The sequence below is a fragment of the Carnobacterium viridans genome, assembly GCF_900102725.1.
Lineage (GTDB): Bacteria > Bacillota > Bacilli > Lactobacillales > Carnobacteriaceae > Carnobacterium_B > Carnobacterium_B viridans.
Genome location: NZ_FNJW01000008.1, coordinates 1 through 26,293 on the forward strand (window position 1 = coordinate 1; position 26,293 = coordinate 26,293).

Annotated in this window: 27 protein-coding genes, 1 other RNA gene, 3 pseudogenes and 2 other annotated features; of the genes and pseudogenes, 27 read left to right on the top strand and 4 right to left on the bottom strand. The window is 36.1% G+C overall.

What is annotated here, in order from left to right; all coding sequences use genetic code 11:
* Positions 1-165: 165 nt before the first annotated feature.
* From BLT48_RS01485 to BLT48_RS01530, 10 genes and pseudogenes are all read left to right on the top strand, one after another.
* Positions 166-735 (top strand): annotated as a pseudogene (locus BLT48_RS01485) (phage tail tube protein).
* Complete coding sequence (locus BLT48_RS01490) at positions 735-1,031, top strand: hypothetical protein (RefSeq protein WP_176944045.1); 297 nt, start codon at positions 735-737, stop codon at positions 1,029-1,031. Before BLT48_RS01485 ends, BLT48_RS01490 begins: the two are co-directional and overlap by 1 nt.
* The gene (locus BLT48_RS01495; protein ID WP_089974651.1) at positions 1,028-1,435 is read left to right on the top strand and encodes a DUF5361 domain-containing protein; all 408 of its coding nucleotides are present in this window, start codon (positions 1,028-1,030) and stop codon (positions 1,433-1,435) included. The genes BLT48_RS01490 and BLT48_RS01495 overlap by 4 nt, the downstream gene beginning before the upstream one ends.
* A pseudogene (locus tag BLT48_RS01500) lies at positions 1,347-3,788 on the top strand (phage tail protein). Before BLT48_RS01495 ends, BLT48_RS01500 begins: the two are co-directional and overlap by 89 nt.
* Positions 3,785-4,714 (top strand): hypothetical protein, encoded by a 930-nt coding sequence (locus tag BLT48_RS01505; RefSeq protein ID WP_089974654.1) that lies wholly within the window; start codon positions 3,785-3,787, stop codon positions 4,712-4,714. Before BLT48_RS01500 ends, BLT48_RS01505 begins: the two are co-directional and overlap by 4 nt.
* Positions 4,714-6,279: a phage tail spike protein gene (locus BLT48_RS01510; protein WP_089974656.1), complete on the top strand. Its 1,566-nt coding sequence runs from the start codon at positions 4,714-4,716 to the stop codon at positions 6,277-6,279. The genes BLT48_RS01505 and BLT48_RS01510 overlap by 1 nt, the downstream gene beginning before the upstream one ends.
* Before the next feature lie 17 nt (positions 6,280-6,296).
* On the top strand, positions 6,297-8,648 hold the full coding sequence (locus BLT48_RS01515; protein ID WP_089974658.1) for a hypothetical protein: 2,352 nt from the start codon (positions 6,297-6,299) through the stop codon (positions 8,646-8,648).
* Positions 8,649-8,718: 70 nt separating this feature from the next.
* Positions 8,719-9,045, top strand: a complete 327-nt coding sequence (locus tag BLT48_RS01520) for a hypothetical protein (protein ID WP_089974660.1) — start codon at positions 8,719-8,721, stop codon at positions 9,043-9,045.
* A 1-nt stretch (position 9,046) separates the two neighbouring features.
* Positions 9,047-9,313 (top strand): hypothetical protein, encoded by a 267-nt coding sequence (locus BLT48_RS01525; RefSeq protein ID WP_089974662.1) that lies wholly within the window; start codon positions 9,047-9,049, stop codon positions 9,311-9,313.
* Positions 9,314-9,315: 2 nt separating this feature from the next.
* A complete protein-coding gene (locus tag BLT48_RS01530) occupies positions 9,316-10,413 on the top strand; it encodes an N-acetylmuramoyl-L-alanine amidase (RefSeq protein WP_089974664.1) in 1,098 nt (365 codons plus the stop codon).
* Positions 10,414-10,494: 81 nt separating this feature from the next.
* Here the strand turns inward: BLT48_RS01530 and BLT48_RS01535 are convergent, their stop codons facing one another.
* A complete protein-coding gene (locus tag BLT48_RS01535; RefSeq protein WP_089974666.1) occupies positions 10,495-10,737 on the bottom strand; it encodes a hypothetical protein in 243 nt (80 codons plus the stop codon).
* A 149-nt stretch (positions 10,738-10,886) separates the two neighbouring features.
* On the opposite strand from BLT48_RS01535, the pseudogene BLT48_RS01540 reads away from it, so the two are divergent.
* From BLT48_RS01540 to BLT48_RS01620, 17 genes and pseudogenes are all read left to right on the top strand, one after another.
* Positions 10,887-11,123 (top strand): annotated as a pseudogene (locus tag BLT48_RS01540) (JAB domain-containing protein); the annotation flags it as partial.
* Between the two features lie 159 nt (positions 11,124-11,282).
* A complete protein-coding gene (locus tag BLT48_RS01545) occupies positions 11,283-11,483 on the top strand; it encodes a cold-shock protein (RefSeq protein WP_013710476.1) in 201 nt (66 codons plus the stop codon).
* Between the two features lie 326 nt (positions 11,484-11,809).
* A complete protein-coding gene (locus BLT48_RS01550; protein WP_013710477.1) occupies positions 11,810-12,010 on the top strand; it encodes a cold-shock protein in 201 nt (66 codons plus the stop codon).
* 360 nt (positions 12,011-12,370) lie between these two features.
* The gene (locus BLT48_RS01555) at positions 12,371-13,384 is read left to right on the top strand and encodes a rod shape-determining protein (protein ID WP_035022269.1); all 1,014 of its coding nucleotides are present in this window, start codon (positions 12,371-12,373) and stop codon (positions 13,382-13,384) included.
* Positions 13,385-13,527: 143 nt separating this feature from the next.
* On the top strand, positions 13,528-14,379 hold the full coding sequence (gene mreC / locus BLT48_RS01560; protein WP_035022272.1) for a rod shape-determining protein MreC: 852 nt from the start codon (positions 13,528-13,530) through the stop codon (positions 14,377-14,379).
* Complete coding sequence (gene mreD / locus BLT48_RS01565) at positions 14,380-14,901, top strand: rod shape-determining protein MreD (RefSeq protein ID WP_089974670.1); 522 nt, start codon at positions 14,380-14,382, stop codon at positions 14,899-14,901.
* Positions 14,902-14,943: 42 nt separating this feature from the next.
* The gene (locus BLT48_RS01570) at positions 14,944-15,645 is read left to right on the top strand and encodes a septum site-determining protein MinC (protein WP_035022277.1); all 702 of its coding nucleotides are present in this window, start codon (positions 14,944-14,946) and stop codon (positions 15,643-15,645) included.
* Complete coding sequence (gene minD / locus BLT48_RS01575) at positions 15,636-16,430, top strand: septum site-determining protein MinD (RefSeq protein WP_035022280.1); 795 nt, start codon at positions 15,636-15,638, stop codon at positions 16,428-16,430. The genes BLT48_RS01570 and minD overlap by 10 nt, the downstream gene beginning before the upstream one ends.
* Positions 16,431-16,454: 24 nt before the next feature.
* Positions 16,455-16,709 (top strand) — a binding site (T-box leader).
* 94 nt (positions 16,710-16,803) lie between these two features.
* The gene (locus tag BLT48_RS01580) at positions 16,804-17,601 is read left to right on the top strand and encodes an amino acid ABC transporter substrate-binding protein (RefSeq protein ID WP_089974672.1); all 798 of its coding nucleotides are present in this window, start codon (positions 16,804-16,806) and stop codon (positions 17,599-17,601) included.
* 40 nt (positions 17,602-17,641) lie between these two features.
* Positions 17,642-18,445: an amino acid ABC transporter substrate-binding protein gene (locus tag BLT48_RS01585; protein ID WP_226776677.1), complete on the top strand. Its 804-nt coding sequence runs from the start codon at positions 17,642-17,644 to the stop codon at positions 18,443-18,445.
* Positions 18,446-18,473: 28 nt separating this feature from the next.
* Positions 18,474-19,109, top strand: a complete 636-nt coding sequence (locus BLT48_RS01590) for an amino acid ABC transporter permease (protein WP_035022289.1) — start codon at positions 18,474-18,476, stop codon at positions 19,107-19,109.
* Positions 19,110-19,124: 15 nt separating this feature from the next.
* Positions 19,125-19,817 carry an amino acid ABC transporter ATP-binding protein gene (locus BLT48_RS01595; RefSeq protein WP_089974677.1) on the top strand — a complete coding sequence of 231 codons (693 nt, stop codon included), beginning with the start codon at positions 19,125-19,127 and terminating at the stop codon, positions 19,815-19,817.
* Between the two features lie 93 nt (positions 19,818-19,910).
* Positions 19,911-19,982: a sequence feature (ribosomal protein L21 leader region), on the top strand.
* Between the two features lie 15 nt (positions 19,983-19,997).
* Complete coding sequence (gene rplU / locus BLT48_RS01600) at positions 19,998-20,306, top strand: 50S ribosomal protein L21 (RefSeq protein WP_013710487.1); 309 nt, start codon at positions 19,998-20,000, stop codon at positions 20,304-20,306.
* A 17-nt stretch (positions 20,307-20,323) separates the two neighbouring features.
* Positions 20,324-20,659 (top strand): ribosomal-processing cysteine protease Prp, encoded by a 336-nt coding sequence (locus BLT48_RS01605; protein ID WP_035022295.1) that lies wholly within the window; start codon positions 20,324-20,326, stop codon positions 20,657-20,659.
* 28 nt (positions 20,660-20,687) lie between these two features.
* Entirely contained in the window at positions 20,688-20,972 is a 285-nt protein-coding gene (rpmA, locus tag BLT48_RS01610) for a 50S ribosomal protein L27 (protein ID WP_023177465.1), read from the top strand.
* 249 nt (positions 20,973-21,221) lie between these two features.
* Positions 21,222-22,229 carry a class I SAM-dependent methyltransferase gene (locus BLT48_RS01615; RefSeq protein WP_089974680.1) on the top strand — a complete coding sequence of 336 codons (1,008 nt, stop codon included), beginning with the start codon at positions 21,222-21,224 and terminating at the stop codon, positions 22,227-22,229.
* 28 nt (positions 22,230-22,257) lie between these two features.
* The gene (locus tag BLT48_RS01620) at positions 22,258-23,448 is read left to right on the top strand and encodes an acetate/propionate family kinase (protein WP_035022303.1); all 1,191 of its coding nucleotides are present in this window, start codon (positions 22,258-22,260) and stop codon (positions 23,446-23,448) included.
* 55 nt (positions 23,449-23,503) lie between these two features.
* Here the strand turns inward: BLT48_RS01620 and BLT48_RS01625 are convergent, their stop codons facing one another.
* The 3 genes from BLT48_RS01625 to BLT48_RS01640 all read right to left on the bottom strand — a co-directional run bounded on the left by BLT48_RS01625 (position 23,504) and on the right by BLT48_RS01640 (position 26,072).
* Entirely contained in the window at positions 23,504-23,962 is a 459-nt protein-coding gene (locus BLT48_RS01625) for a universal stress protein (protein WP_035022306.1), read from the bottom strand.
* Positions 23,963-24,507: 545 nt separating this feature from the next.
* A non-coding RNA gene (ssrS, locus tag BLT48_RS01635) (6S RNA) lies at positions 24,508-24,695 on the bottom strand.
* Positions 24,696-24,785: 90 nt separating this feature from the next.
* A complete protein-coding gene (locus BLT48_RS01640; protein ID WP_089974683.1) occupies positions 24,786-26,072 on the bottom strand; it encodes a replication-associated recombination protein A in 1,287 nt (428 codons plus the stop codon).
* Positions 26,073-26,293 lie beyond the last annotated feature (221 nt).

A 26,293-nucleotide genomic window follows, 5' to 3' on the forward strand; every position in this document is an offset into this window, starting at 1 on the left:
TAGCATTATTAAATGAAGAACTAAAAGAAGTCGTTGAAAATTTAATCTTATTGAATGAAATCAGTGGGGTTAGATTAAACAGCGACTATAATTTCACAGACACAACAACAAAAGAATACAGATACCAAGCGGTATTTGATATTAATCATTATTAGGAGGATACGAATGGCACAAACAGCAAATGTTTCAACAGCTAAACCGAAAGTAGGAGGGGCAATTATTCAGCTCCTTTAGGTACAGCATTACCTGCAAGATGCAATTACAGACTTAGCAGCTACATTTAAAAGTTTAGGTTACATCTCAGAAGACGGTTTAACGAACTCAAACACACCTTCATCCGAAACAATCCAAAGCATGGGGTGGAGATATCGTTGCATCTGTTCAAACAGAAAAAGAAGATACATTCACTTACACATTGATTGAAGCGACTAACGCTGACGTTTTGAAAGAAATCTATGGTTCTGAGAACGTTAATGGAACTTTAGAAACAGGCATTGTAATCAAAGCAAACTCAAAAGAACTAGAAGAACATGTCCTGTTGTGGATGTGGTCCTTAAAGCAGGCGTTTTAAAACGTATCGTTATCCCTAATGGTAAAGTTTCAGAGATTGGCGAAATTAGTTACACAGATGCCGATGCAATTGGATACGAAACAACTATTGCAGCTATGCCAGATACAACAGGTAACACGCATTACGAATACATTCAAAAACCAACAGCTGGCGGTGAAGAATAATGGTAAAAACTAAATCAGGATTCGAAATTGAATTATCTAAAGATCGATTGAACAACTATGAATTGCTAGAAGCTGTTAGCGAAATTGATGAAGATCCATCTGCCATTACAAGAGTATTAAAACTGCTCTTAGGAAAAGAAGATACCAATCGTTTGAAAGATCACATAAGAACCGAAGATGGAATTGTTCCAGCTGATAAGTTGACTGATGAAATCACAGAAATGTTCCAATCTATGGTTGAAACAAAAAAACTCTTAGTCCTTGCTAGAATGAAAAAACTGACGAGGATGCGCTGATTTGTGACCTCGCAGAAACTTATCACATATACGATTACAGACAGTTGCCACTAAAAATGGTAGCTGTTTTTTCTGTTGGTTTGAGGAATAACTCACGCATAAAGATGAGGATGAACAAACAACCTGTCGAATTAGACACTCTTTTACTGGCTGGAATCAGTGATAAATTAAGCACGATGATGTGGTGGCAAACCAAAGACGGTCAAAAAGGTGTCAACAGACCAGATTCATTAGTAGACGTGATTACAAATAGTCAACCAAAAGAAAAGAATGTGATTGCATTTAGTTCTGGCGAGGACTTTACAAACAGAAGAAATGAAACTCCTAAAAAAACACGAAAGGAGGAAAATAATTGGCAAACAGAAATTAGGTCAAGCTTATATACAAATTATGCCTTCAGCTAAAGGTATATCTGGCTCTATTCAAAAACAATTTGATCCCAGAAGCTGAATCTGCTGGTAAAAGTGCAGGTAGTAAGTTAGGTGCAGGATTAAAATAGCAGCAGTAGCGGCAGTTGCAGCAACAGGTGTTGCTTTAGGTGCAATATTGGAAAGTCTTTGACAGAAGGTGCAGCACTCCAACAATCTTAGGTGGTATCGAAACCCTATTTAAAGGTAGCGGCGATAAAGTAAAAGCCTATGCAAACGAAGCTTATAAAACAGCTGGGTTGTCTTCTAATGCTTATATGCAAGCTGTTACAAGTTTTAGTGCGAGTCTTTTTGCAATCTATGGGTGGAGATACTGAAGCTGCGGCAGATACTGCAAATATGGCTTTAATAGATATGTCCGATAACGCAAATAAAATGGGTACTTCGATGGAAAGTATTCAAGATGCTTATAAAGGCTTTGCAAAGCAGAATTATACGATGCTGGACAATTTAAGTCTTGGTTACGGTGGGACAAAAACGGAAATGGAACGTCTCTTAGCTGATGCCACGAAATTAACAGGTGTCAAATACGATATAAGCAATTTAGGTGACGTTTACGATGCTATCCATGCAGTACAAGAAGAAATGGGTATCACAGGAAACAACAGCTGAAGAATCTGCTGCAACATTCAGCGGGTCGCTCGATTCAATGAAAGCAGCTTTTGCAAACGTAATGGGTGGTCTATCACTAGGTCAAGATATTAAACCAGCATTACAAGCTTTGGCCACAACCACATCTACGTTCTTATTTGGTAACTTTTTACCAATGGTAAAGAATATTTTATCCGCATTACCAGGAGCCATTGCTACATTATTCCAATCAGCTGCTCCATTATTTATGCAGGCAGGAACTGATTTTTTAAATAGTTTAGGTATTGGAATAACTGGAGGTATGGGCGGTTTACTTGCAACAGTTATGACAACCATTGCTCCAGTTATCAATGCATTTAAGACAGCTTTTGGACAGTTACCACTCTTGTTTCAAACAATTGTTGGTGCCATTTCTCCAATCATTAGCACAATAGCTACTGCTTTTACTCAACTAGATTTTAGCGGACTCCAAACATTAATTTCGGCTATTGTTCCAGCTATAACAAATGCTTTTAGCGTGATGATGGCAATTGTTGCTCCAGCCATTGATATGGTTGTTGCTTCATTTGTTAGAATGTGGAATGCGGCTCAACCGTTAATATCTGTTTTAGCAAGTGCTTTAATGCCAGTTTTACAAGTTGTAGGTGCATTTATTGGTGGAGTATTAAAAGGTGTTTTAATGGGTATTTCAGCCACATTCGACACGATTACTTCAGTAATAGGATTCTTAACTCCAGTTATTGCAGTTTTAGTTAATGGTTTTAAAGCAATCGTTCCAGCATTAACCACAGTAGCTACATGGGTAGGGACAGTTATTGGGTTCTTCATGAATTTAGGCGGAGCAGGAAATTCTTTAAAATCTATTTTAACTAGTGCGTGGTCAAATATAAAAAACGGCATCTCTCTTGCCGGTTCGGGAATTTCAGCTGTTATCAATGTTATCAAATCAGCATTCAGTGGTGTAGGTTCAGCAGGTGGTGTTCTTAAAGCTATTTTAAGTGGCGCTTGGAACGGCATTCGTTCTGTTATATCCGCGGTAGGAGGAGCAGTTGGCGGAGTAATCAACGGTATCAAATCCGTATTTAACGGATTGAAAAGTACAGGTACTTCACTAAGTTCAGGAATTTCTGGAGCTTTTAACGGAATGAAAAACGTTATTTCGAGTGTATCTGGATCAATCAAATCAACGATAGATACTGTTAAAAATGTATTTAACAGCTTGAAAGATATCGACATAAGTGGTGCAGGTGCAGCAATCATGGATGGTTTCTTCAGTGGATTGAAAAAAACTTGGGGTAAAGTTACAGACTTTGTTGGAGGTATTGCAGGTTGGATTGCTGATAACAAAGGCCCGATTGACTACGATAGAAAGTTATTGATACCCGCTGGTGATGCTATCATGGGCGGTTTGAATTCAAGTTTGCAAGATAAATTTAAAAGCGTGCAAAAGACAGTTTCCGGAATGGCCGGAGCATTATCTGACCAGTTTAGTGTAGAACCTTCAACGTTTGAAGCAACGAAAAATGTTGTTTATGGACTATCAGCTAGTCAGTTTAAAGCACAACTTTCTTCAAGTAATTATCGAGGGAACGACAATTCAGAAATGATTCGATTATTAAAAAATTTAGGTAACTTAACTGTTGTTTTGGAAGATGGAACGATTGTTGGAAAGTTAGCTCCAGCATTTAACCAATATTTAGGTAATGAAGCGAATATGAACAGGAGGTATGGCCGATGAGTGGGTTTATATTTAATGGAAAACATATTAATGAAGAATTTCCAAATTTAAAATTAGTTGAACGTTCTACACCACCTCCTGAAGATATTCCAATTAAAGATTCTGTTATCGGTATGCAAGGAGACTATGATTTTACAATTGCTTTGTTTGGCGAACGGCTATACGAAAATAGAGAACTAATTTTTGTTTTTAACGGTAAAGAACTAAACAATAGCAATAAAACTTTTAATAAAAGAATGTTAGAAAACTGGTTATTAAGTGGAAGTTATATGCCATTATATGACGACAAAGAGCATATGCATTATTATATGGCGAGGTGCGTAGATGTTAAATTAGAAAGCGATGATGGGATACTTAAAGCTCCTTACACGCTAACGTTCGATGCTTATCCGTTTAAAATAAAAAAAACAATTGAAGGTAGTCCGTATTGGGATGATTACGATGTGTCTGATTATTATCAAAAAACTAGTTTTGAATTAAGGAGAACGACATTTAAATCATTACCAATCGGTGAAGTTGGAACCATTGGAGCATGGTCCACTCAATATGATGGGTTTGAGAGCATAGCGAAACAATTATTAGGCCAATCTTATACAATTACTGATAAAAGAACAACAAGCCAATCTGTTAGTAGTTACTCTTATTATTTAAGTGGTTTAAATAAGTGGGTAATCGAACAAGATATTGTTCAAACACAGAATGGCGCACAAAAAATTGATTTATTTAATAACGGAGTAGCTTCAATTATTCCTAAAGTTACAGCGACTGGACCAATCACGATCATTCGTGGCAATGAGGTGTTTAATTTATTTACTGGTGTAACAGAATCTGATCTTTTTAGAATAAATGTCGGATACAACCATTTAGTTGTTGCTAGCGGAACTGCAGCGGACATTAAAATTGAAATGCACAAGGAAGTGATTTAATGTATCGAGTAATTGTTTATGATGGACCAAACGACGGTATTGGAACACTTATTCATTCTACTTATGCAAACACTCAAAAAGTATCATCTGGTAGCGTTCAGCAAGTTGTTGAAGGGATTGACTCAATGGACTTTACAATCAATCCTAGAAACGCTGGTTGGGGAAAAATTAAGCCGTTAACCACATTGATAAAGGTAATGAATATAAAAACAGGTTTAAATGAGTTTGAGGGTAGAATACTAAAGCCAAAACAAAACATGAGTGCAGGTGGATTATTTACGATTCAATATGAATGTGAATCATTTTTAGCTTATTTATTGGATTCTTCTCAAAGACATGATGAGATTCATAACAAAACCATAGCACAATTCTTACAAATTATTTTAGATAATCACAATTCGCAAGTTGAAGCTCATAAACGCTTTAAATTAGGTAATGTTACTGTTACGAATACGACCGATAACGTGTATCGATATTTAGGTTACGAAAGCACTTACGACACAATCAAAGATAAGCTAATCGATAGATTAGGCGGTTATTTAGTCGTTCGGCATGAAGCAGATGGTTTGTATTTAGATTATCTAGCAGAAGTAGGAACACTGTCCACAACCACAATCAATTTAAAACGTAACCTAAAAAGCATGTCACGAGAGATTGATCCGACGGAAGTTATCACTCGATTGGTTCCTTTAGGCGCTCAAATCGACAGTGAAGATGAAGGCTCGACTGACGCTAGTAAAGCAAGGGTAGATATCAAAACAGTCAATGGTGGATTAGATTATATCGATGATGTGAAACTGATTGCTGAGTTTGGTATTATCGAAAAAACCATCACGTTTGACGATGTTAACCAGCCAAATATTGTAAAAAATAGAGGACAGCAATACCTAGCTAGTCAAAAAACATCTAAGAATGCATTTGAATTAACGCCGCTTGATTTAAGTTTAAATGATTTAGATGCTGAAAGTATCGTTCGCGGAGATTGGTACCAAGTTGAAAACCCTATATTTGTTATCAATGAGCCGTTACAAGTCGTTCAAAAGAATTTAAATATCGTTAATCCGTTGGACATCAAAACAACGATAGGTGATAAGTTTAAGACATTAACGCAGTATCAAGTTGAAGCTAATAAAGGTTTGAAGCAATTCGATAAATTAAGAACAGCAGTAACGAATCAATCCCTAACAATAGCAACATTAAAAAAATCAAACACTGAAATTACAGCAAGCTACAACGCTATGCAACTATCTTACAATAATTTAGCTACAACGTTAGAAATTGACGCAGATACTGGAACAAGTTTAGCGTTGAATCATCTGAAAACAGCTATTGATAATCTTGGAGACAAAATTGTCAGTTATGGCGCAGCAACCAGTTCAAGTGATGGTTTAATGAGCTCGGCAGATAAAATCAAGTTAGATAACTTGAGAGAAGCGACTCAATCACAGAGTGGTCTTTTAAGTGCCACCGATAAGGTTAAGTTGGATTTAGTTGTTACTAGTAGTAGAATTGATTTAAACGATGTAATGGCAAGAATAATAGCTTTAGAAAACCCTACAGTATAGATAAGGAGTGATAAGATTTGGTAGAAACAACTGAAGAGTATCGCACAAGAATCAATCAACTACAATCAAGTATATTATCAGAACCGTACATGAAAAAAATGCGCCCGGATATAGCAGAAGGAATTGGTAAAACAGGAAATAGACAAGCGGATTTAGAAGTTAAAATAGAAAAACGACAACTAGCGATTGAGGTAGACCAAATACGGTTACAAGACGGTTTTTCAGCGGCACAACAAGATGCACGTTCTACTAGTCCAAACGGTGCTGAACTAGCTGTAGCTGCTGGAAAGTACGGCACTTTGGACGCTAGATTGAATGCAAAAGAAAAACAATTAGCACAAAAAACTTTTTTTGCGGATACGGTGGCGGTTATGAAGACCATAAACTATCTAAAAGGAGACGTCATTTATACCAAAGGCTATTACGAAGCGAATGATGGTGGGGCAGCCGAATATCATGTAACAGATACCGTATTGATTGATGAAGGAACGTTTTCACACACGCTAGCTGGTGGGTTGTATGCCGAATTAGTAGCTGTTAAAGAAGTGCACGTCAACCAATTGGGTGCAAAGCCGAACTACTGGGGCGACGACATAGATAACTTTTCGATCATTCAAAAAGCCTTTGACAGTAACGTCCCTACTATCCAGTTTCAAGGCAGCGGGTACTATGTACGAGACGCGGGCAAACGGCTAAACACAAAACGAAAAGTGACGCTTGAAGGAAACGGGGCGACGCTGCTAGCAAGTAACGGGGTATTCCTAGACACGAACGGATCTGCTAAAAAAGTCACAGCTCGAAACTTAAACGTCGTATCAAACAACACACACGACGGCGATCAAGAAAGAGTGGGCGTAGGGATTGAAATGGCTAACTTAATAGCGGGCGTTCCCGCATGGGGCGCTTGTGTCGATTTTACCAACATAAGGTCCGAAGGCTTTAGCGTAGGAGTTAGAGGAGATTGTCTTTTTCAAGCAAAAATGGACAACGTCGCTGCACCCTATTGCAACATTTCGTTTGATTTAATTTCGTCACCTATTTTTAGTAATGTGAATACGTTTAATCAATTAACAGCCATGTACGCTAAGTACGGAATCGTGATGGAAGATTTTCGTAATGCTATCTTTACGAATACGACAATCGAAAATGTGGACTATGGCGTCGTCGTAGATACAGAATCGGAGTTAACGGTTTTTGAAACCAACTGGTTTGAATACATTCATAACGCGCCCGTTGTATTTGGAAAAGTAGTACGTGAAAGCATGACACTAAAACGATCAAACAAAACAAACACTTCCGTGACTTTTAAAGGCAATCGCTATTCTCTCAGCGAGTACCAAGAAGGAAAAGAACACTCTGATTTATTTTTCGACAAGTCTACTTCGTTTTCTTCTAGCTATAAAAAGGCGGACAAGGCAAACTCAGACTATACAGAATTGATGACTAGCGGCGTTGCTTACAAAAACTTAAGTCCGGATACGCTAGCAGTAACTTATCAAACCGGTGGTGTCTTGACAAACACAACTAAAGCTACTCCATTCGGTCAAAAAACTGTTTTGACAGCAGCAGGCGTTGATCTTTCAAAACCGTTTTTCGTTCACTGCAATTACAAAGATTGGATTCCGTCACACGTGTATTTGTTAAAAGTTAGATTACGAGTAAGCAAGCCTTTGAGTACGATGCTAACCGTGCCTTCCAGCCCTGCTGCTTTCACGGACATATCAAATTCCACATTAGTTCCAGCGGAAGCTTGGACAAATGTATCCTCTATTGTCAAAATGAAAGAAACGTTTTCTGGAATTGTGTTAGACGACGGTGGAAGATTTGGGTTTAGTTTTTATGGTGACCCAAGCGGGACCGCAGATATAGATGTTATTGAACCAATGATTGTTGATTTAACTGTCATTTTCGGTGCAGGTAATGAACCGGATGTCGGTTTGAACAAGGAGATAGGAAACCACTTAACTTACGTTAATCAATATGTAACTAGCAAAACCGGAAACCAGTCAGTTGATGTCAGTAATAAAAAGCGGGTGACCGTTTCACTACAAAACGGCTGGACGGGATCTGCTTCCTACAAATATTTAGGAAACGGATTGACCGAAATAAGCGGATACGAATTGGGTACAGGTGCTATAGCCTCTGCAGGCGTTCTTTTATTTACAATACCTTTAGATTATGCGCCTATCGCATCATCTATACAGATGGCTTTAGTCACCAATATAGATCCGTTTAACAAAATGATGACCGTCATTGTAAAAAAAGACGGAAAGGTAATGATCCAACCCTTTGTGGGTCATGAGATAGCAGCAAATTCACCTTTAGCATCCGTTCAGTTTCATTTTGTTATAGCTTCAAATGTATTATAAAAGACAGTATTAGATAAAGGTAACCTTAATCGGTTGCCTTTTTATTATGCAAAAGAAAGGTGGTCAGCAATTGGAATGGAGTGTACATGTGTCACAAATAGCAACTCTCATCGGTTCGTTCACAGTAATTGGTAGTGCGTTGATTTGGGTTTACAAAAAACTAGTATCTGATCCCGATAAAAGAATGGCCGAAAAGATTCAGAGAGAAAATTCGGAGTCGTTAAAAAAGACCGTTGAACCATTAACGAAGTCAATCGAGTTGTTGAATCACAATTTAGCTGAAAGCGAAAAAGATAGAATCCAGTTGAATAAGCAGATGGGTAAACACAATGTGATTTTAAACAATCACGAAACAAGAATCACGGTCTTAGAAGACTGGAGAAAAGGGGAAATTTAATATGGAAAGTATTTTAACAACATTAATTTTATCAGCAATTGGAGGAAGCATTGTTGTTTCCGGAATCACAGAAGTTGTGAAGCAAAATAGCAAACTATCAGGCATTTGGGTAATCGTATTTGCTCTCGTGGTAGGCGTGGTTCTGTTCGGTGCAATTGCTTTGGTATTTGACCTACCACTTGCTGAATCGTTGCTAACTGGATTTTTGACAGGCTGGGCGAGCGTTGGGGCATTTAACTCTTACGACCAAACTAAAGGAGGAATTTAATCATGGTAGAAATCAAAAAACAACATACAAAAGTAAACTTCACCAATGTAAATATTAAAGTAGAATACATCGTAGAACACGATACGGGCGTCCTAGGTCAGACAGCTAAAAATAATGCTGACTATTTTGAAAAGACAAACCGTGGAGCTTCTGCTAATTACTTTGTTGATAAAACATCTATTTACGAAGTTGTCCCTCCAGGTAAAAAAGCTTGGCATGTTGGTGACGACCGTGATGATTCTGACGATGGTATCAACAACGGCAATACTATTGGTATTGAGTTGTGTGCTGAGAAAGATGGTACTTTCCACCCAAATACATTAGCAAACGCTGCTTGGTTGACTCAGAAACTTATGAAAGATTACAATGTACCAGCTAAAAAAGTAGTTCGCCATTATGATGCTTCTGGTAAAAATTGCCCGCAAAGAATGAACACTGATGGAAAATGGACATTGTGGTATAAGTACCACAAACAATTAACAGGAGCTACATCTGTATCTGTCCCTTTACCTTCAAATAACACTAAGGAATCACAGCATACCGTTAAATCTGGCGATACTCTTTGGGGATTGTCTAAACAGTATAATGCAACTGTTGCTGACTTGAAGAAATGGAACAACCTTAAATCTGATATTATTGTTGTAGGCACTAAATTAAATTTAGGAAATAACGTTAAAGTGCCTACTGCAAATCCTACACCTGTTGCAAGTACTCCAAAAGCTACCAAATCTATTCAACAACTTGTCAATGAAACCAAAGCCGGTAAACATGGTAATGGAGATGCGCGCAAGAAATCATTAGGTTCCAACTATGATGCAGTAATGAAAGTTATCAACGGTGGCTCAAAACCTGCAGCTAAACCAGTCACTAATAAAAAACGTGTCTATCTTCCCAAATCAGCTAAAACGTGGAGAGTTTACAAAACTTCAGGACCATATACTACTGGTAAAGAAGTTGGATTCTTAGCACCAGCACAATATGGCGGTTTGAATTATGAAATCATTAAAGCATTAGCTACTGATGTTTATGAAATTAAAACAAGTGCATTTGGCAACGTAGCAATCTATGCTGCTAAATCTACTGGAGCAACAATTAAATAAATTCTAAAGTGGTCGAAATCGACCAGTTATGAAAAGTAAGTATAACCCTATCTCTTAATTGAGGTAGGGTTATTTTTTTGCTCAAAATTCGTCAAAAAAGTCTTCTACAGATTTTATTTTTTCTAAATACTCATTAATCATTAAGTCAGCAAAATATTGAGCTTCATCGATAGTTCTGAAAGGATAGGTAGATAAATCTTTTTCGTAACTAATATTTACATATGGCGATTTTATAACGGATATAAAAGCCTCTATCTTTAATCCTTCATGTTTAAAACATACTATTCTTAAATCTGGTGGTAAAAATTCTACAAATACCTTCATTTAAGATTCTCCTTTTAAATGTGATACTTACAATATACGCAGATTAATTTGAATGATTTATTTTTGTTATAATTTATTCATCATCCTACTCGTTAAAGTTTAGAACTTACTAGTTACTATAGTAGGTTCTTTTTTTATCGCTCAATGGATTGGCAATTAGTATTGCTCATCCCCGTGAGATTTTTAGAGGAGCAGTCAGGTATTCAGCTGCGCGGATGATTGTTGGTCACAATCACCCATCGGGCAATCCAGAACCTTCTGAAGCGGATATCCAATTTACGCGAAGGATGTCTGAATGTGGTGAATTAATGGGAATTGATTTGCTGGATCACATTATTATAGGAGAACAAGAATTTATTAGTTTAAAAGAGATAGGGGTTTGTTAAAAAGAAGTGGTTGTAAAGGTTGCTTAATTAAAATGTCCATGCTATACTAAGGTAGAGTTTTTGTTAGGTAGAAAATAGAATTGTTTCAGAACATTCCAATTCGCACCGCAAGCAAGAATATCACTAAATGTGCTTAAGGGCACGAGGAGGAATTTCATTATGGAACAAGGTACAGTAAAATGGTTTAACGCAGAAAAAGGTTTTGGATTTATCGAACGTGAAGGAGCAGACGATGTATTCGTACATTTCTCAGCTATCCAAAGCGAAGGATTCAAATCTTTAGAAGAAGGACAAGCAGTAACTTTCGACGTTGAAGAAGGAAACCGTGGACCTCAAGCAGCAAACGTAAACAAAGCTTAATTTGAAATTAAAATTGTTTAAGGAGTTAGTCTTAGGACTAACTCCTTTTTTGGTTAAAGCGATTCGTTTAGCTAGGGTATATGGCTCTATGCTTTTTAATGTTGATAGCTTAGTTAAATTAATGGCATGAAAATTCTGGTGAAATAGGGTTTAAAGTGATTTTTTGAATTCCTGATAGTTAATCGCTTGTACATTATTTAATAACATGATATACTAAGGTAGAGTTTTTGTTAGGTAGGAAATAGAATTGTTTCAGAACATTCCAATTCGCACCGCAAGCAAGAATCTCACTATATGTGCTATAAGGCACGAGGAGGAATTTCATTATGGAACAAGGTACAGTAAAATGGTTTAACGCAGAAAAAGGTTTTGGATTTATCGAACGTGAAGGAGCAGACGATGTATTCGTACATTTCTCAGCTATCCAAGGCGAAGGATTCAAATCTTTAGAAGAAGGACAAGCAGTAACTTTCGACGTTGAAGAAGGAAACCGTGGACCTCAAGCAGCTAACGTAAACAAAGCGTAAGCATAAAAATTAAAACTTTTAAGAGTCTAGTGATTTTCACTAGACTCTTTTTTTGCGACGTAAAACCTATATGTACAAGGATGAACCTTCAAAAAGACCGGTAGTCTTATTTCTAAAGACTATTTCATTTTGTTTACTTATATATGGAATTGCTTAAATTTGTGTTAAAATATAAAAAAACCTGGTGTCATAAGCAAAAAAATACAGTATGATGGTTACGATTAGAGCTTTCTATTCTATTTTTTGCTATACTGTTTAAGTGTCTACCTTTCAGTAGTAAATAAAAGAGATACAATTGCAATCAATCTGAAACGAACTATAAATATTAAAGATCAGGTAGACTTGAGAGGATGAAATTATTTGTTTAGATTTGGAAATAAAGATATAGGAATTGATTTAGGTACTGCAAACACAAATGTATTTGTAGCTGGAAAAGGGATTGTCTTAAGAGAACCTTCAGTAGTTGCAAAAGATACTGTAACCGGGGAAATTGTTGCAGTTGGAGAAGATGCAAGAAATATGATTGGGAGAACACCAGGCACAATCATTGCTATTCGTCCTATGAAGAATGGTGTAATCGCGGATTACGATACGACAGCGGCTATGATGAAATATTATATTGAAAAAGCAATTGGAAAATCAACATCTAAACCATTTGTCATGATTTGTGTACCAAGTGGAGTTACAGAAGTCGAGAAAAGAGCCGTTGTTGATGCTACTAGAATGGCAGGCGCAAAAGATGCTTTCATTATTGAAGAGCCATTTGCAGCAGCAATCGGAGCCGGTTTGCCAGTGATGGATCCTACAGGAAGTATGGTAGTGGATATTGGGGGCGGAACCACAGATGTAGCTACAATCGCATTGGGCGGAATTGTTAGCAGCCGTTCTATTCGCTTGGCTGGAGATCGCATGGACGATGTGATCATTCACTATGTCCGCAAAAAATTCAACTTGCTTATTGGTGAACGAACAGCTGAACAAATTAAAATTGAAATTGGTTGTGCTTCTGTTGAAAAAGCATCAGAGTATGGTGTCATGGACATTAGAGGTCGAGACTTGTTAACAGGACTGCCGCAAACAATTGAAATTTCAGCGGTTGATATTGCTGAAGCTATTCAAGAAGTCGTAGAAGGCATTATTGTGGCTGTTAGAGAGACGCTTGAAGAAACATCTCCTGAAATTTCAGCAGATGTCATTGATCACGGGATTGTTTTAACTGGCGGCGGAGCTTTATTAAAAAATATTAGTGATGTTATTGCAGAAGAAACAGACGTTCCGGTTTTCGTGGCAAATGAACCGCTTGATTGTGTTGCAATAGGTACAGGAGAGTCACTAAAACACATTGATATTTATAAAAAAAGAGCAAATAGATAAGCAAGCCTAAATAAGGTTGAAAGGTGCGGGAAGTTTATTTTCTTCCCGCATATTTTCATGTAAAAAAGAAACAAGTTAGGCAAGTTATTTAGGTTAACTTATGTTAAAATAAAGGAAGCCTGTAAAATTAATGAGGTGATGTTTTGAATCAGTTCTTTTCAAATAAAAAACTAATCATTTTGTTAGTAAGTATGATTGTCTCCTTAGGCTTGATAGCCTTTTCAATTACAGGAAGTGGAAACATTCCTATCCTGCAACAACTTACTAATGATATTACTGCAGTTGTTTCTCGTGTAGTAGCAAAACCGACGAATGCAGTTGTTGATTTCTTAGAATCAGTAGACCGTTTAAAAAATACGTATGAAGAAAATCAATTATTGAAATCAAAAATTGATAAACTGTACGAAACAGAAGTAGAAATTGCAGATTTAAAACAAAATAATGAAAAGCTTAAAGAACAATTAGATTTAACAGCTACCTTATCGGATTATGAATCAATCAATGGAGCAGTAATCAGTCGAAATCCTGATAGTTGGGTTGATCAAATCGTTGTAGATAAAGGAAGCCAAAATGGTATTGAATTAGATATGTCCGTTATGTCAGGAAATGGTCTGATTGGCCGTGTTGTTGAAGTCAATCCTACTAGTTCAAAAGTTCAATTAGTAACAACTTTAGATCAAAATAATAATCGAGTTGCAGCATCTGTTAGTACAGATGAAGGAGTTGTGCATGGGATTGTGAATGGATATGATCCTGAAACCAACCGATTAGTTATGAAACAAATTACAACGGATGCTGAAATAAAAGAAGGTGATCAAGTGATGACTTCTGGTTTAGGTGGAGTATCGCCTAGTGCGTTACTAATAGGAACGATTGAAGAAGTTAAATTAGACTCTTTTGGTTTGTCACAAGAAGCCTATATTGTTCCAGCATCAGATACGAATGATATTCGTTATGTAACCTTCATTAAACGATCCGCTGAAAGTGGTGAGTAAATGGCAGCGAATTGGAAAACAACTACATTAATCCCGCTAGTGATTACTTTTTTATTTTTACTAGATGGACTATTGACGGCTATTTTTTCAGCGCAATTTCTTGATGGTACAAAAACGATGACTCCAAGGCTGATTGTATTAGTACTTATCTTAATGTCTTTTTATATTCCAAGAAGTAGAATGCTGGTTTATGGAGTTATTTTTGGCTTGATTTATGATAGTTATTATGTAGGAATTCTAGGAGTATATGTTCTTCTATTCCCTTTAATCATCTACTTAACAGAAAAACTTAAAAAAATTCTCAATCCTAATCCTGTTGTTATTGGTATGATGGTTATTATCAATCTAAGTTTAATTGAAACTTATCTTTATCTGTTTTATCAAGTGCTAGGATACACAACGATTAATTGGGCAACATTTTTGGCAGACCGATTAGGGCCAACATTGCTCTTGAACTTAGTCTTGTTTATTATTGTATTTTATCCGTTAAAAAAGATAACTGAACGTATTCAAGAAGAGTAAACGACAGTAAAGATTAACATTTTGGCTGAGGGAGTTGTTAAAGTGAAACAAAGTGTGACATTAAAAGGAACTAAAGACAGCTTTGTGTTAAGCTTGGATGAAGCAGCTTCTTTTGTATCCATCATGAAAGAATTAAATGAACTACTTGAACATCTACATGGTGAACAAAAAAGGTCGAAAGAAGTTCAAAAAGATATTTATCTAGAGATAAAAACAGGAAACCGCCTGTTATCTCAAGAACAACAAGAACGAGTGATTGAAGAAATCGAATCAAAAAGTACGTTTTTAATTAAAAAAATTACGTCTAGTGTCGTGACCTATGAAAAAGCAATTGAATGGCAAGAGGCAGTAAGCCTTCAAATGGAAGTGCAAACGGTTAGAAGTGGACAAGTTTTAACGGCACCAGGTGATCTTCTTTTTGTCGGTAAGGTCCACCCTGGTGGCATGCTTCGAGCAAACGGAAGCATCTTTATCATTGGTGAATTGATGGGAATCGCACATGCTGGATTTGAAGGCGATACAAATGCAGTAATTGTTGCGGATTTTCATACGGATGCACAAATTAGAATTGCAGACAGCATACAGATCATTGAGAAGAAAAACAATCATCAAGACAGCATTAGAAAAAATGAATTTGCCTATATCAATGATCTACATATTTTAGATTTTAATTCATTGGAACAATTAATAAAAATGCGTCCAAATTTAGGTAAAGTGATTGGAGGATTAAACGAATGGGTATAGCAATCGTTATTACATCTGGAAAAGGCGGTGTAGGAAAAACAACTTCCACTGCAAATTTAGGTACCGCTCTTGCTCTTCAAGGAAAGAGAGTTTGTTTGATAGATATGGATATTGGGCTAAGAAATTTAGATGTTATTCTAGGGTTAGAAAATCGCATTATTTATGACATTGTTGATGTAGTAGAAGGCCGCACGAAATTGCATCAAGCAATTATAAAAGACAAACGGTTTAACGATAATTTGTATTTGCTTCCTGCAGCTCAAAACGCAGATAAAAATGATGTAAATGGCGAACAAATGATTGAAATTGTTTCTGAATTAAAAAAAGAATACGATTATATTTTAATTGACTGCCCGGCTGGAATTGAACAAGGGTTTCAAAATTCGATTGCAGCAGCAGATCAAGCAATCTTAGTGACAACCCCTGAAATCTCTGCTATTCGTGATGCAGATCGAATCATCGGACTATTAGAGCAAACAGAACTTGAACCGCCTCGTTTAATTATAAATCGTATTCGTAAACGAATGATGCAAGATGGAGAAGTAATGGACATTGATGAAATCACTAGACATTTATCGATTGATTTATTAGGAATCGTTTTTGATGATGATGATGTAGTCCGCTCTTCTAATAAGGGAGATCCTATTGTTTTAAATCCAAAGAATCCTGCTTCTCAAGGATATCGAAATATTGCTCGTCGGATTTTAGGCGAAACAGTTCCTTTGATGACGTTGACAAAAGAAAAACCTACTTTGTGGCAGAAATTATTTGGCAAGCGGAAATAAGTGTGCTATAGTATTAAAAAATGATTAAAAGCTTTGAAGAGAAAAAGTAAGTTTAGGAACTTTTTAGAGAGATTGCGGTGGTGAGAGCAATTAAGGAACTATACTGAAAACACATCTCTGAGCTGACAGTTGAACGTAGATTTCACTACAAGTAAATTGATTCGGGAGTGCCCGTTATAGCACTAGTGTTTAGTAGTTTTGAACACGATGAGGCAGCTTTCTGTGAAGAAGTTGCGAATAAAGGTGGAACCGCGATAATTGATATCAATCGTCCTTTGATTTTCTGTTAACAGAAAATCAAAGGACTTTTTTTGTTTTTAAGAACTGCAGCTTGAAAACAACAAATTATACTAAAAAAAGGAGAGAATATAAGATGAAAAATACAGTAGCAAAGGTAGTTTTAGGTTTAGGAATGGCAGGAGTATTAGTAGGATGTGGAGCGGAAGAAACAGCAAAAGATTCTTTTGATCAAATTAAAGAAAAAGGAACTTTAGTTGTAGGTCTGGATGACACCTTTGCTCCCATGGGTTTTCGTGACAGCGATGGAGAAATCGTAGGTTTTGATATTGATTTAGCAAAAGAAGTTGGTGAAAGATTAGATCTAGATGTTGAATTCCAGCCAATAGACTGGGCTTTAAAAGAAACAGAATTAACTAATGGAAATATTGATTTGATATGGAACGGCTATACAATTACGGATGAAAGAAAGAAACAAGTTGATTTTAGTTCACCTTATTTAGAAAACAGCCAAATTATTATTGTGTTGGAAGACAGTGAGATTCAAACAAAAGAAGATTTAAGCGGAAAAGTAATTGCTGCACAACAGTCTTCAAGCGCAGTGGATGCCATCAATGCTGATGAATCAACTATCATTGAAGAATTTGCGAATGAAGAAGTCGTTTTATATCCTTCTAACAATGACGTATTTAATGATTTAGCTTCAGAAAGAAGTGACGCTATTGTTGTGGATGAAACACTTGGTCGTTATTATATGAAGCAAAATGAAGACATTAGTTACCGTGTGTTAGAAGATAATTTTGGAGAAGAAGAATACGCTGTTGGTATGCGTAAAGAAGATGACAAGTTAACGGAAGCAATCAATCAAGCTCTAGAAGAAATGAAGACAGATGGAACCTATGATAAGATTTATGCTAAATGGTTCGCAGAGTAAAAAGATAGAGAGTATGTTTGTATAGTCTAGGGGGAAAGACATGAAGAGAATATGCATGGTGATGAGTTTATGGATTTTTTCACTGCTATTAGTGGCTTGTGGGAATACTGCTGATACAAAAACTGAAGAAGCTAAGGTGTTCTTAGGTGAACCTGGGGATACTTTGGTAGTCGGGTTGGATGATACATTCGTACCAATGGGTTTTCGCGATAGTGAAGGAAACCTAGTGGGACTAGACGTTGATTTAGCAACAGAAGTAGCTGAGCGGCTTGAGTTGAAGATTGAATTTCAGCCTATTGATTGGGCAATGAAAGAAACCGAATTAAACTCTGGCAATATTGATGTGATTTGGAATGGCTATTCTATTACAGAAGAACGTAAAGAAAAAGTTAATTTTAGTATTCCGTATATTGGTGGAGGACAAATATTTGTGGTTCTGGCAGACAGCCCAATAGAAACATGGGATGATCTGAAAGGGAAAACAGTAGCTGCACAACAATCTTCTAGTACAGTTGACTTATTAGCAAGTCATGAAAGTGGAATAATGGATACATTTGCAAATGGAGAAGTTATTCAGTATCCGTCTTATAATGATGTCTTTAATGATTTAGACAGTAAGAGAAGTGAAGCCATTGCAGTTAGCGAAATATACGCTCGGTATACAATGAAGCAAAAAGATCTTGGAAAATACCGTATTCTAGATAAAAGTTTTGCCGAGGAAGAAACTGCAGTAGGTGTTAGAAAGACAGACACTAACTTTTTAGAAAAGTTGAATACTACCTTAACTGACATGGAGAAAGATGGAACATTGGGTGAAATTAAGAATAAATGGATCACAGAATAAATTAAATAAGGAAAAGAGTGAATAAATAATGGATTTGATTGCTGAGATAACCCCTAATTTGTTAGATGGATTAAAAACGACCTTATTACTATTTTTAATTATCGTTATTGTAACCATTCCATTAGGATTTTTGATTGCTTGTATAAGAGTTTATGCTCCAAAATGGATGTCTTGGATGATACAAATTTATATTTATATTATGAGAGGAACCCCGTTGTTGCTACAATTAATGGTTGTGTTTTTCGGATTGCCTCTTGTGGGAATAACCTTTGACCGTTTTTCAGCAGCTGTGTTCACCTTCACGATTAACTATGCAGCATATTATGCAGAAATATTCCGTGGTGGTATCTTATCTATTCCAAAAGGACAATTTGAAGCAATCAGAGTATTGGGCATTGGGAAAATAAATGGATTTAGAAAAATTATTATTCCTCAAGTTATGCGTGTCGTATTGCCTTCAGTAGGAAATGAAGTGATTGCGTTAGTCAAAGATACCTCTCTTATCTACATTTTAGGAATCGGCGAATTATTACGAGCAGGGCAAATTGCAGCAAATACGTATGCTTCATTGATTCCTTACGCTGCAGTTGGAGCAATCTATTTAGTAGTAACAGGATTAGTCACCTTGTTACTAAATGCTATTGAGAAGAAGTCAAATTACTAAAGGAGATGGTTGGAAATGGGATTGAAAGCAACGAACTTAACAAAGCAGTTCAATGGAATAGATGTTTTAAGAAATTTTGATTTCACCATTGAAGCGGGAGAAATTGTGACGCTTGTTGGTAAATCAGGTACAGGGAAAACAACATTAATGAGAGTTCTTAATCAACTTGAAAAAGCTGACAATGGAACAGTAGCAATTGATGACCATTATTTATGTAATGAAACTCTGGAAGGTAAAGCAGAGTATGTTTCAAAAAAAGAACGAATGACTTACAACAACCAAATAGGTATGGTATTTCAAGATTATCAATTATTTCCGAACTTAACTGTTATGGAAAATTGTATTGAAGCACCGCTAGATCAAAAATTGATGACAAAAGAACAAGCAGTTGAAAAAGCCGTGCAACTCCTGACTCAAATGGGGATTTTAGATAAAAAGGATGTGTATCCAAGTACTTTATCAGGTGGACAACAACAACGGGCAGCCATTGCTCGGTCCATGATGCTCAATCCTAAAATCCTTTGTTTTGACGAGCCAACTTCTGCCCTAGACCGTGATTCTTCAAATGAAGTCGGCAAAATGATTCAAACAATAGCTTTATCCGGTACAGGAATCTTAATCGTCACTCATGATCTTGAGTTTGCTGAAACGTTTGGAACAAGAGTTGTGTCTTCGGATGAATTTTTAAGCTATAAAATTGAAAGTTAAAGCACGGTTGTTTTAATATTTTTTGTTTACACAAGTATTTATTGACGCAAGCAATACAATTTGGTATGATGTTAATGTTGTAAATGTGTAGCACCACAACTACAACCGCACTGGAATGAGTTTAAGTCCATAATGGCACTCATGATGGCGAGTCTAAGTCTAATAAGGAGGTGCGAAAGAATGTACGCAATTATCAAAACAGGTGGAAAACAAATTAAAGTTGAGGTTGGCCAAGAAATCTACATTGAAAAATTGAATGTTGAAGCTGGTGAAACTGTAGTCTTTGAAGAAGTTGTCTTAATTGGTGGAGAAGAAACAAAAGTTGGAGCTCCAACTATTGTAGGAGCTACTGTTGAAGGTACTGTTGAAAAACATGGTCTTCAAAAGAAAGTTACGACTTTTATCTACAAACCTAAAAAACATAGTCACCGTAAACAAGGTCATCGTCAACCATATACAAAAGTTATTATCAACGCAATCAACGCATAAGAAAGTGGTGTTCCAATATGATTCAAGCATTCTTTAAACGTAATAACAAAGAAGACATCGTTTCCTTTGAAGTTACAGGACATGCAGAGTCTGGACCCTACGGCAGCGATATTGTGTGTGCAGCTGTTTCAGCACTAGTTTTAGGAACAACGAATAGCATTTCTGCTTTATCAGGCGTTTCTCCATTAGTAGAAACAAATGAAAAAGTTGAAGGCGGCTATTTATACGTTGAACTTCTAAGCGAATTAACTGAAGAACAGTCTAAAATTTCACAAATTCTTCTCGAGAGTCTACTTCTTTCCTTAACAGGAATTGTTGAAGAGTATCCAGAATATGTCAAACTTGCACAGTAAAAAAATTATAATAGGAGGTGCAACTCATATGTTGAAAATGAATTTACAATTCTTCGCCCATAAAAAAGGTGGCGGTTCTACAACTAACGGACGCGACTCAAACTCAAAACGTTTAGGCGCTAAACGTGCAGATGGACAAACTGTTTCAGGTGGTTCAATTTTATTCCGTCAACGCGGAACTAAAATTTATCCAGGTGTTAACGTTGGAATCGGTGGAGACGATACTTTGTTTGCTAAATGTGACGGAGTTGTTCGTTTCGAACGCAAAGGCCGCGACAAAAAACAAGTTTCTGTTTATCCAGCAGCACAATAATTTAAAATAAAAAAAGCTCTTCTACTCTTAGAAGAGCTTTTTTTACTGCCATGGTAACGTATGTTTTCTTAATTTAACTTAGGTTAAGCAAAGATAATTTACTTTTGAAAATAAGTTAAGCTCATACTTGAAACCTTACAATATATTCGTTAAAATGGAAGAGTAGTGCTTTTTTATAGATGACTCATTTCATTTCTTACATGGCTGGTGCAAAGGTACTGTAAGAAAAATAGAAAGAGGTTGAAATTATTGTCTCAAAAAGAAATCGAACAGTTATTTAATAAATTGGATAGTTCTGTCCAACTCTTGCAAAAGGAATTAGATAGTTCTTATTTAGAGGCTCTTTCAGAAACGGGAGAGAATATTTTAGCCAATAGAATTCCTCATCAAGTTGATGGTCTTCCTTCAGATGAAACGGTTGGAAAATTGACGAAACTTTACAAAGAGGTTTCAATAGACAGTATGGAACCAGAAGATATTCGAAAAGCTGTTCAATTAGCTTTTTTGAAAGCTTCGAAAACGGATGCGTTGCAACCAAATCATCGAATGACACCAGATGCTATCGGCTTTATCTTAAACTATTTAATTGAAAAATTAATTAGTGGAAAAGAGCAGGCTATACGTTTGCTTGATCCTGCTGTAGGAATGGGAAATCTATTATCAACTGTTTATAATGGATTAGTTTCAAAGAATATTTTGGTTGAGGCAGAAGGAATCGATAATGATGATTTGCTTTTAACTCTTGCGTCAGTCAATACAACCTTGCAAAGGCAAAACGTCACCTTGACACATCAAGATGCGCTACAAGATCTTTTAATGGATCCTGTGGACGTTGTAGTAAGCGACTTACCTGTTGGCTACTACCCTTTGGATGAAAAAGCCAGTAAATACAAAACGGCTGCAAAACAAGGTCACTCTTATGCACATCATCTATTTATTGAACAAAGCTTGCATTACCTAAAAGATGGTGGATTTGGACTATTTTTAGTTCCAGCTCAATTATTTGAAACGGATGAGGCCCCAGGATTACTGAAAATGATTCAAGAAGAAGCGTTCTTACAAGGAATGTTAAATCTGCCGAATGAGTTATTTAAAACCAAAAACTCACGGAAATCAATTCTTTTGATTCAAAAGAAGGGGAGCAATGCCAAACAAGCTAAACAAGTTTTGTTAGCACAGATTCCAGATTTTAAAAATCAAAAAGCCATGCTTCAATTTATGCAAGAAGTGGATAGCTGGAAAAAAGAAACTATTTAAAAAATTTGAATTAGGAGATGGAAAAAATATGACAAAAACAATTGCAATTAACGCAGGTAGTTCAAGTTTAAAATTTACCTTGTATGAAATGCCAGCTGAGACAGAAATCGCTTCAGGAATTATCGAAAGAATCGGCTTGAATAATTCAATTTTCACTACAAAATATGCTGGTGAAAAATATAAAGTGGTTGAAGATATTAATAACCATGAAATTGCTATTCAAATGGTATTAGATAAATTAATTGAACTAAAAGTAATTGCAAACTACGAAGAAATTACTGGTGTAGGACACCGTGTGGTAGCTGGTGGAGAAATATTTAAAGATTCAGCACTAATTACTGATGAGGTATTAGCACAAATTGAAAGCTTGGCTGAATTTGCTCCTTTGCACAACCCGGCAAATGCTACAGGAATCAAAGCATTCAAAAAATTATTACCAGAAATTACTAGTGTAGCTGTATTTGACACATCTTTCCATACTACTATGCCTAAAGAAAACTATTTATACAGTCTTCCAATGGAATATTATACAGACTTTGCAGCGCGTAAATATGGTGCTCATGGTACTTCACATAAATATGTTTCTGAACGTGCAGCTGAAATGTTAGGCAAACCTCTTGAAGAAACAAAAATTATTACATGTCATTTAGGTAACGGTGGATCTATCACAGCTGTTAAAGGCGGAAAATCAATTGATACTTCAATGGGATTCACTCCTTTAGCTGGTATTACGATGGGTACTCGTACTGGTGATATCGATGCATCTTTATTACCATTCCTAATGGATAAATTAAATATTACAGATATCAATGATATGGTTTATATTTTAAATAATAAATCTGGTTTACTTGGCCTTTCTCATGTTTCAAGCGATATGCGTGATGTTGAAGAAGCTGCAGAAAAAGGAAATGAAGATGCTCAAACAGCGTTAGATATTTTCTATAACCGTGTTCAAAAATACATTGGCCAATATTTTGCAATTTTAAATGGTGCGGATGCAATTGTCTTCACTGCTGGAATTGGTGAAAATTCTCCTGAAACACGTCAAATTATTATAGATGGTATGAACTGGTTTGGCGCTGAAATTGATGCTGAAGCAAACAATGTCCGTGGAAAAGAACGCATCATCTCTACTCCAGAATCAAAAGTAAAAGTATTATTGATTCCTACTGATGAAGAAATCATGATTGCTCGTGATGTTGAAAGATTACGTGCATAAAAAAACAAACAAAAAAAACAACCAAATTTGGTTGTTTTTTTTGTTTGGTTTTCAATTAATCTCTTTTATTTTCTAAATCGGTACGAACAATCAGCACGTCACAATTCGCATGTCGAATAACATATTCTGAAACGGAACCTATAAAGATACGCTCTACAGCGTTTAATCCAGTTGCGCCTAATAGAATAAGGTCAATTTTCTGATCTTCAGGAATTTGTTTTGCAATCAAAACTTTTGGAGAGCCGTATTCAATAGAATAAGTGATGTCTTGGACACGGTGATTTTTGGCATAACGTACATATTCTTCTAAGGTATTTTTAGCTTGCTCACTTGCTTTATCAGCCATAGCGCCATCAAAAGTAGAAATACTTTGAAATGCTCGGGTATCAATAACATGTGCAAGAACTAACGTAGCAGAATTTCGTACAGCAACTTGTACAGCTTTTTTAAAAGCAATTTCAGCTTCTGCTGAGCCGTCCACAGCCACTAAGATTCGATTATATTGTTGTAACATACACATTCACTCCATTTCTTATGATAAACGATAGGAACTATTCCTTCTTAGGCATATTGTACCTTAAATGTATCCATTTTCATAGAAATAAGAAAGAAGATGTTGTTTAAAAATGATTAATAAAATTCATATTCGTTTATTTAAACTCATAATAAATAAAAGCATGCTAATCATAACAAAGAATAAAACAGTAAAAGCCAGCCAAATAGGATGAAAAAATACAAGTAGAAGAGAGCTAAGTCCACCAATAAAAAAAAGAACACCATAGAATTTAAAAAAAGGTGCTGTTTCTGAGGGACTAGTTTTATTCGTATGAGTTAATAGAATAGAAGCTTTTCCAGTGTAAAAAAAGAATGCTGCATAAAGAAGCAACGCTGAAAAAATAAAAAATAATATCGATAATAGCATGATAAGACCTTCTTTCAATAGGTAATTACAAAATAAGAATAACATATATTCCTAATAAGTTAAGGGTAAATTTGCTTTAATAACAAAGAAAAAAGCCATTCAATTAAGAATGACTTTAAAAGTTTTAAACTTTAAATGAGAAATCCGATGATGCCGTTGATATGCTCAGTTAGTATTGAACCCGCAAGAAGCAGGTGGGCTCCGCCGTCAATCTTCTAACTACCAAGTGAAAAGGCTTGTTATCCGATTGAATCAGGTTGGATCCCAAGGTAATATTAATTGTTCGGTCAACACATGTTGAGCAAGACGAGCATCTCAGAAATCTTATCCTTATAGTAGCATAAGCATATGATGTTGTCAATTATTTGCCTGTAAACGTTCTGTTGAAAGATTGTTTTAACAACAAAGAAAGCGGTTAATGAATACTCTTGTTTCCTTTTTTTAAATTGATTGAATCATACTGCTTTGCCAAAGTATCTTCATATTTTCCTGTGTGATTTGGTGTATAGTAAGAAGCATTTTTTAGTTTGTCAGGTAAGTATTGCTGATTTACCCATGCACCAGGATAACTATGCGGATAGAGATAATCTACACCGCGGCCAAGTTCTTTTGCTCCACTATAATGAGAATCTTTTAAATGATCAGGTACATCTCCACTTTTCCCAGCTCGTACATCTTGGAGGGCTGCATCAATCGCTGCGTAAGACGAATTTGATTTTGGAGAGAGACATAAATCAACTACTACATTAGCTAAAGGTATTCGGGCTTCCGGAAAGCCCAATTTTTCAGATGCTTGAATAGCGGTAACAGTCCTAGAAGCTGCAGAAGGATTAGCTAATCCGATATCTTCATAAGCGATAACCATTAACCGCCTTGAGATAATAGGTAAATCGCCAGCTTCAATCAGTCTAGCAAGATAATGTAAAGCAGCATTTACATCGCTTCCACGAATGGATTTTTGTAAAGCGGAAATAACATCATAATGAGCATCACCATCTTTATCATGTGTTAAAGCTTTTCTTTGAACACACTCTTCAGCAATCTCTAAAGTAATATTGATCGTTCCTTGTTCATCTGGAGCTGTTGATTTAATCGCCAGTTCTAAACCATTCAAAGAACTCCTCAAATCTCCGCTTGTGGCTCTAGAAAAGTGGAGTAATGCTTGATCTGTAATAGCTATTTTTTCTTTACCAAAGCCTTTTTCTGGGTCTTTTACTGCATTCCACATAGCTTGTTGTATATCTTCATTAGAAAGCGTCTTAAGTTCAAATATTTGTGTTCTACTTCGGATGGCAGGATTTATCGTAATGTATGGATTTTCAGTTGTTGCCCCAATTAAGATAATACGTCCATTTTCCAAATGGGGCAGCAAAAAATCTTGCTTAGGTTTATCCAGACGATGGATCTCATCTAAAAGTAAAATCACAGTACCGCTCATTTTTGCTTCTTCCACGACAATTTGGAGATCTTTTTTTGTGTCACTAGCAGCATTCAAAATGCGAAATGCGTATTTTGTTGTCCCAGCAATCGCACTAGCGATACTAGTTTTTCCAATCCCAGGAGGGCCGTATAAAATCATCGAAGAAAGCATTTTAGCTTCTACCATACGTCGAATGATTTTTCCTTTTCCTACTAAGTGTTGCTGTCCAACAATATTATCAATATGAGTAGGCCTCATCCGATAAGCTAAAGGTTGATTCATAAAGCGTATCCTCCTATCAACATTATTATCCTTAGTATACCATTCTACCAAAATGGATTCTACAATAAAGAACGTTTGTTTGATTTTTAAAAATCAGCTTACTTTTATAAAGCAAATTGAATTTTTGGTTTGGCTTTTCTATGATTATTTGCGATAATGTGTAAGAAGTCATTTTTTTGATTAGGTTCGATTAATCAGAGGATTATGAAAGTGAGAAAGAA

What these genes read in the sequence shown, in the direction of transcription:
- BLT48_RS01545 (WP_013710476.1), top strand. Translation starts at nt 11,283, where the DNA reads ATGGAACAAGGTACAGTAAAATGGTTTAACGCAGAAAAAGGTTTTGGA.
- BLT48_RS01585 (WP_226776677.1), top strand. Translation starts at nt 17,642, where the DNA reads ATGAAGAGAATATGCATGGTGATGAGTTTATGGATTTTTTCACTGCTA.
- BLT48_RS01620 (WP_035022303.1), top strand. Translation starts at nt 22,258, where the DNA reads ATGACAAAAACAATTGCAATTAACGCAGGTAGTTCAAGTTTAAAATTT.
- rpmA (WP_023177465.1), top strand. Translation starts at nt 20,688, where the DNA reads ATGTTGAAAATGAATTTACAATTCTTCGCCCATAAAAAAGGTGGCGGT.
- BLT48_RS01525 (WP_089974662.1), top strand. Translation starts at nt 9,047, where the DNA reads ATGGAAAGTATTTTAACAACATTAATTTTATCAGCAATTGGAGGAAGC.
- BLT48_RS01530 (WP_089974664.1), top strand. Translation starts at nt 9,316, where the DNA reads ATGGTAGAAATCAAAAAACAACATACAAAAGTAAACTTCACCAATGTA.
- BLT48_RS01605 (WP_035022295.1), top strand. Translation starts at nt 20,324, where the DNA reads ATGATTCAAGCATTCTTTAAACGTAATAACAAAGAAGACATCGTTTCC.
- BLT48_RS01580 (WP_089974672.1), top strand. Translation starts at nt 16,804, where the DNA reads ATGAAAAATACAGTAGCAAAGGTAGTTTTAGGTTTAGGAATGGCAGGA.
- BLT48_RS01640 (WP_089974683.1), bottom strand. Translation starts at nt 26,072, where the DNA reads ATGAATCAACCTTTAGCTTATCGGATGAGGCCTACTCATATTGATAAT.
- BLT48_RS01590 (WP_035022289.1), top strand. Translation starts at nt 18,474, where the DNA reads ATGGATTTGATTGCTGAGATAACCCCTAATTTGTTAGATGGATTAAAA.
- mreD (WP_089974670.1), top strand. Translation starts at nt 14,380, where the DNA reads ATGGCAGCGAATTGGAAAACAACTACATTAATCCCGCTAGTGATTACT.
- BLT48_RS01505 (WP_089974654.1), top strand. Translation starts at nt 3,785, where the DNA reads ATGAGTGGGTTTATATTTAATGGAAAACATATTAATGAAGAATTTCCA.
- minD (WP_035022280.1), top strand. Translation starts at nt 15,636, where the DNA reads ATGGGTATAGCAATCGTTATTACATCTGGAAAAGGCGGTGTAGGAAAA.
- BLT48_RS01625 (WP_035022306.1), bottom strand. Translation starts at nt 23,962, where the DNA reads ATGTTACAACAATATAATCGAATCTTAGTGGCTGTGGACGGCTCAGCA.
- BLT48_RS01535 (WP_089974666.1), bottom strand. Translation starts at nt 10,737, where the DNA reads ATGAAGGTATTTGTAGAATTTTTACCACCAGATTTAAGAATAGTATGT.
- BLT48_RS01595 (WP_089974677.1), top strand. Translation starts at nt 19,125, where the DNA reads ATGGGATTGAAAGCAACGAACTTAACAAAGCAGTTCAATGGAATAGAT.
- rplU (WP_013710487.1), top strand. Translation starts at nt 19,998, where the DNA reads ATGTACGCAATTATCAAAACAGGTGGAAAACAAATTAAAGTTGAGGTT.
- BLT48_RS01550 (WP_013710477.1), top strand. Translation starts at nt 11,810, where the DNA reads ATGGAACAAGGTACAGTAAAATGGTTTAACGCAGAAAAAGGTTTTGGA.
- BLT48_RS01490 (WP_176944045.1), top strand. Translation starts at nt 735, where the DNA reads ATGGTAAAAACTAAATCAGGATTCGAAATTGAATTATCTAAAGATCGA.
- BLT48_RS01510 (WP_089974656.1), top strand. Translation starts at nt 4,714, where the DNA reads ATGTATCGAGTAATTGTTTATGATGGACCAAACGACGGTATTGGAACA.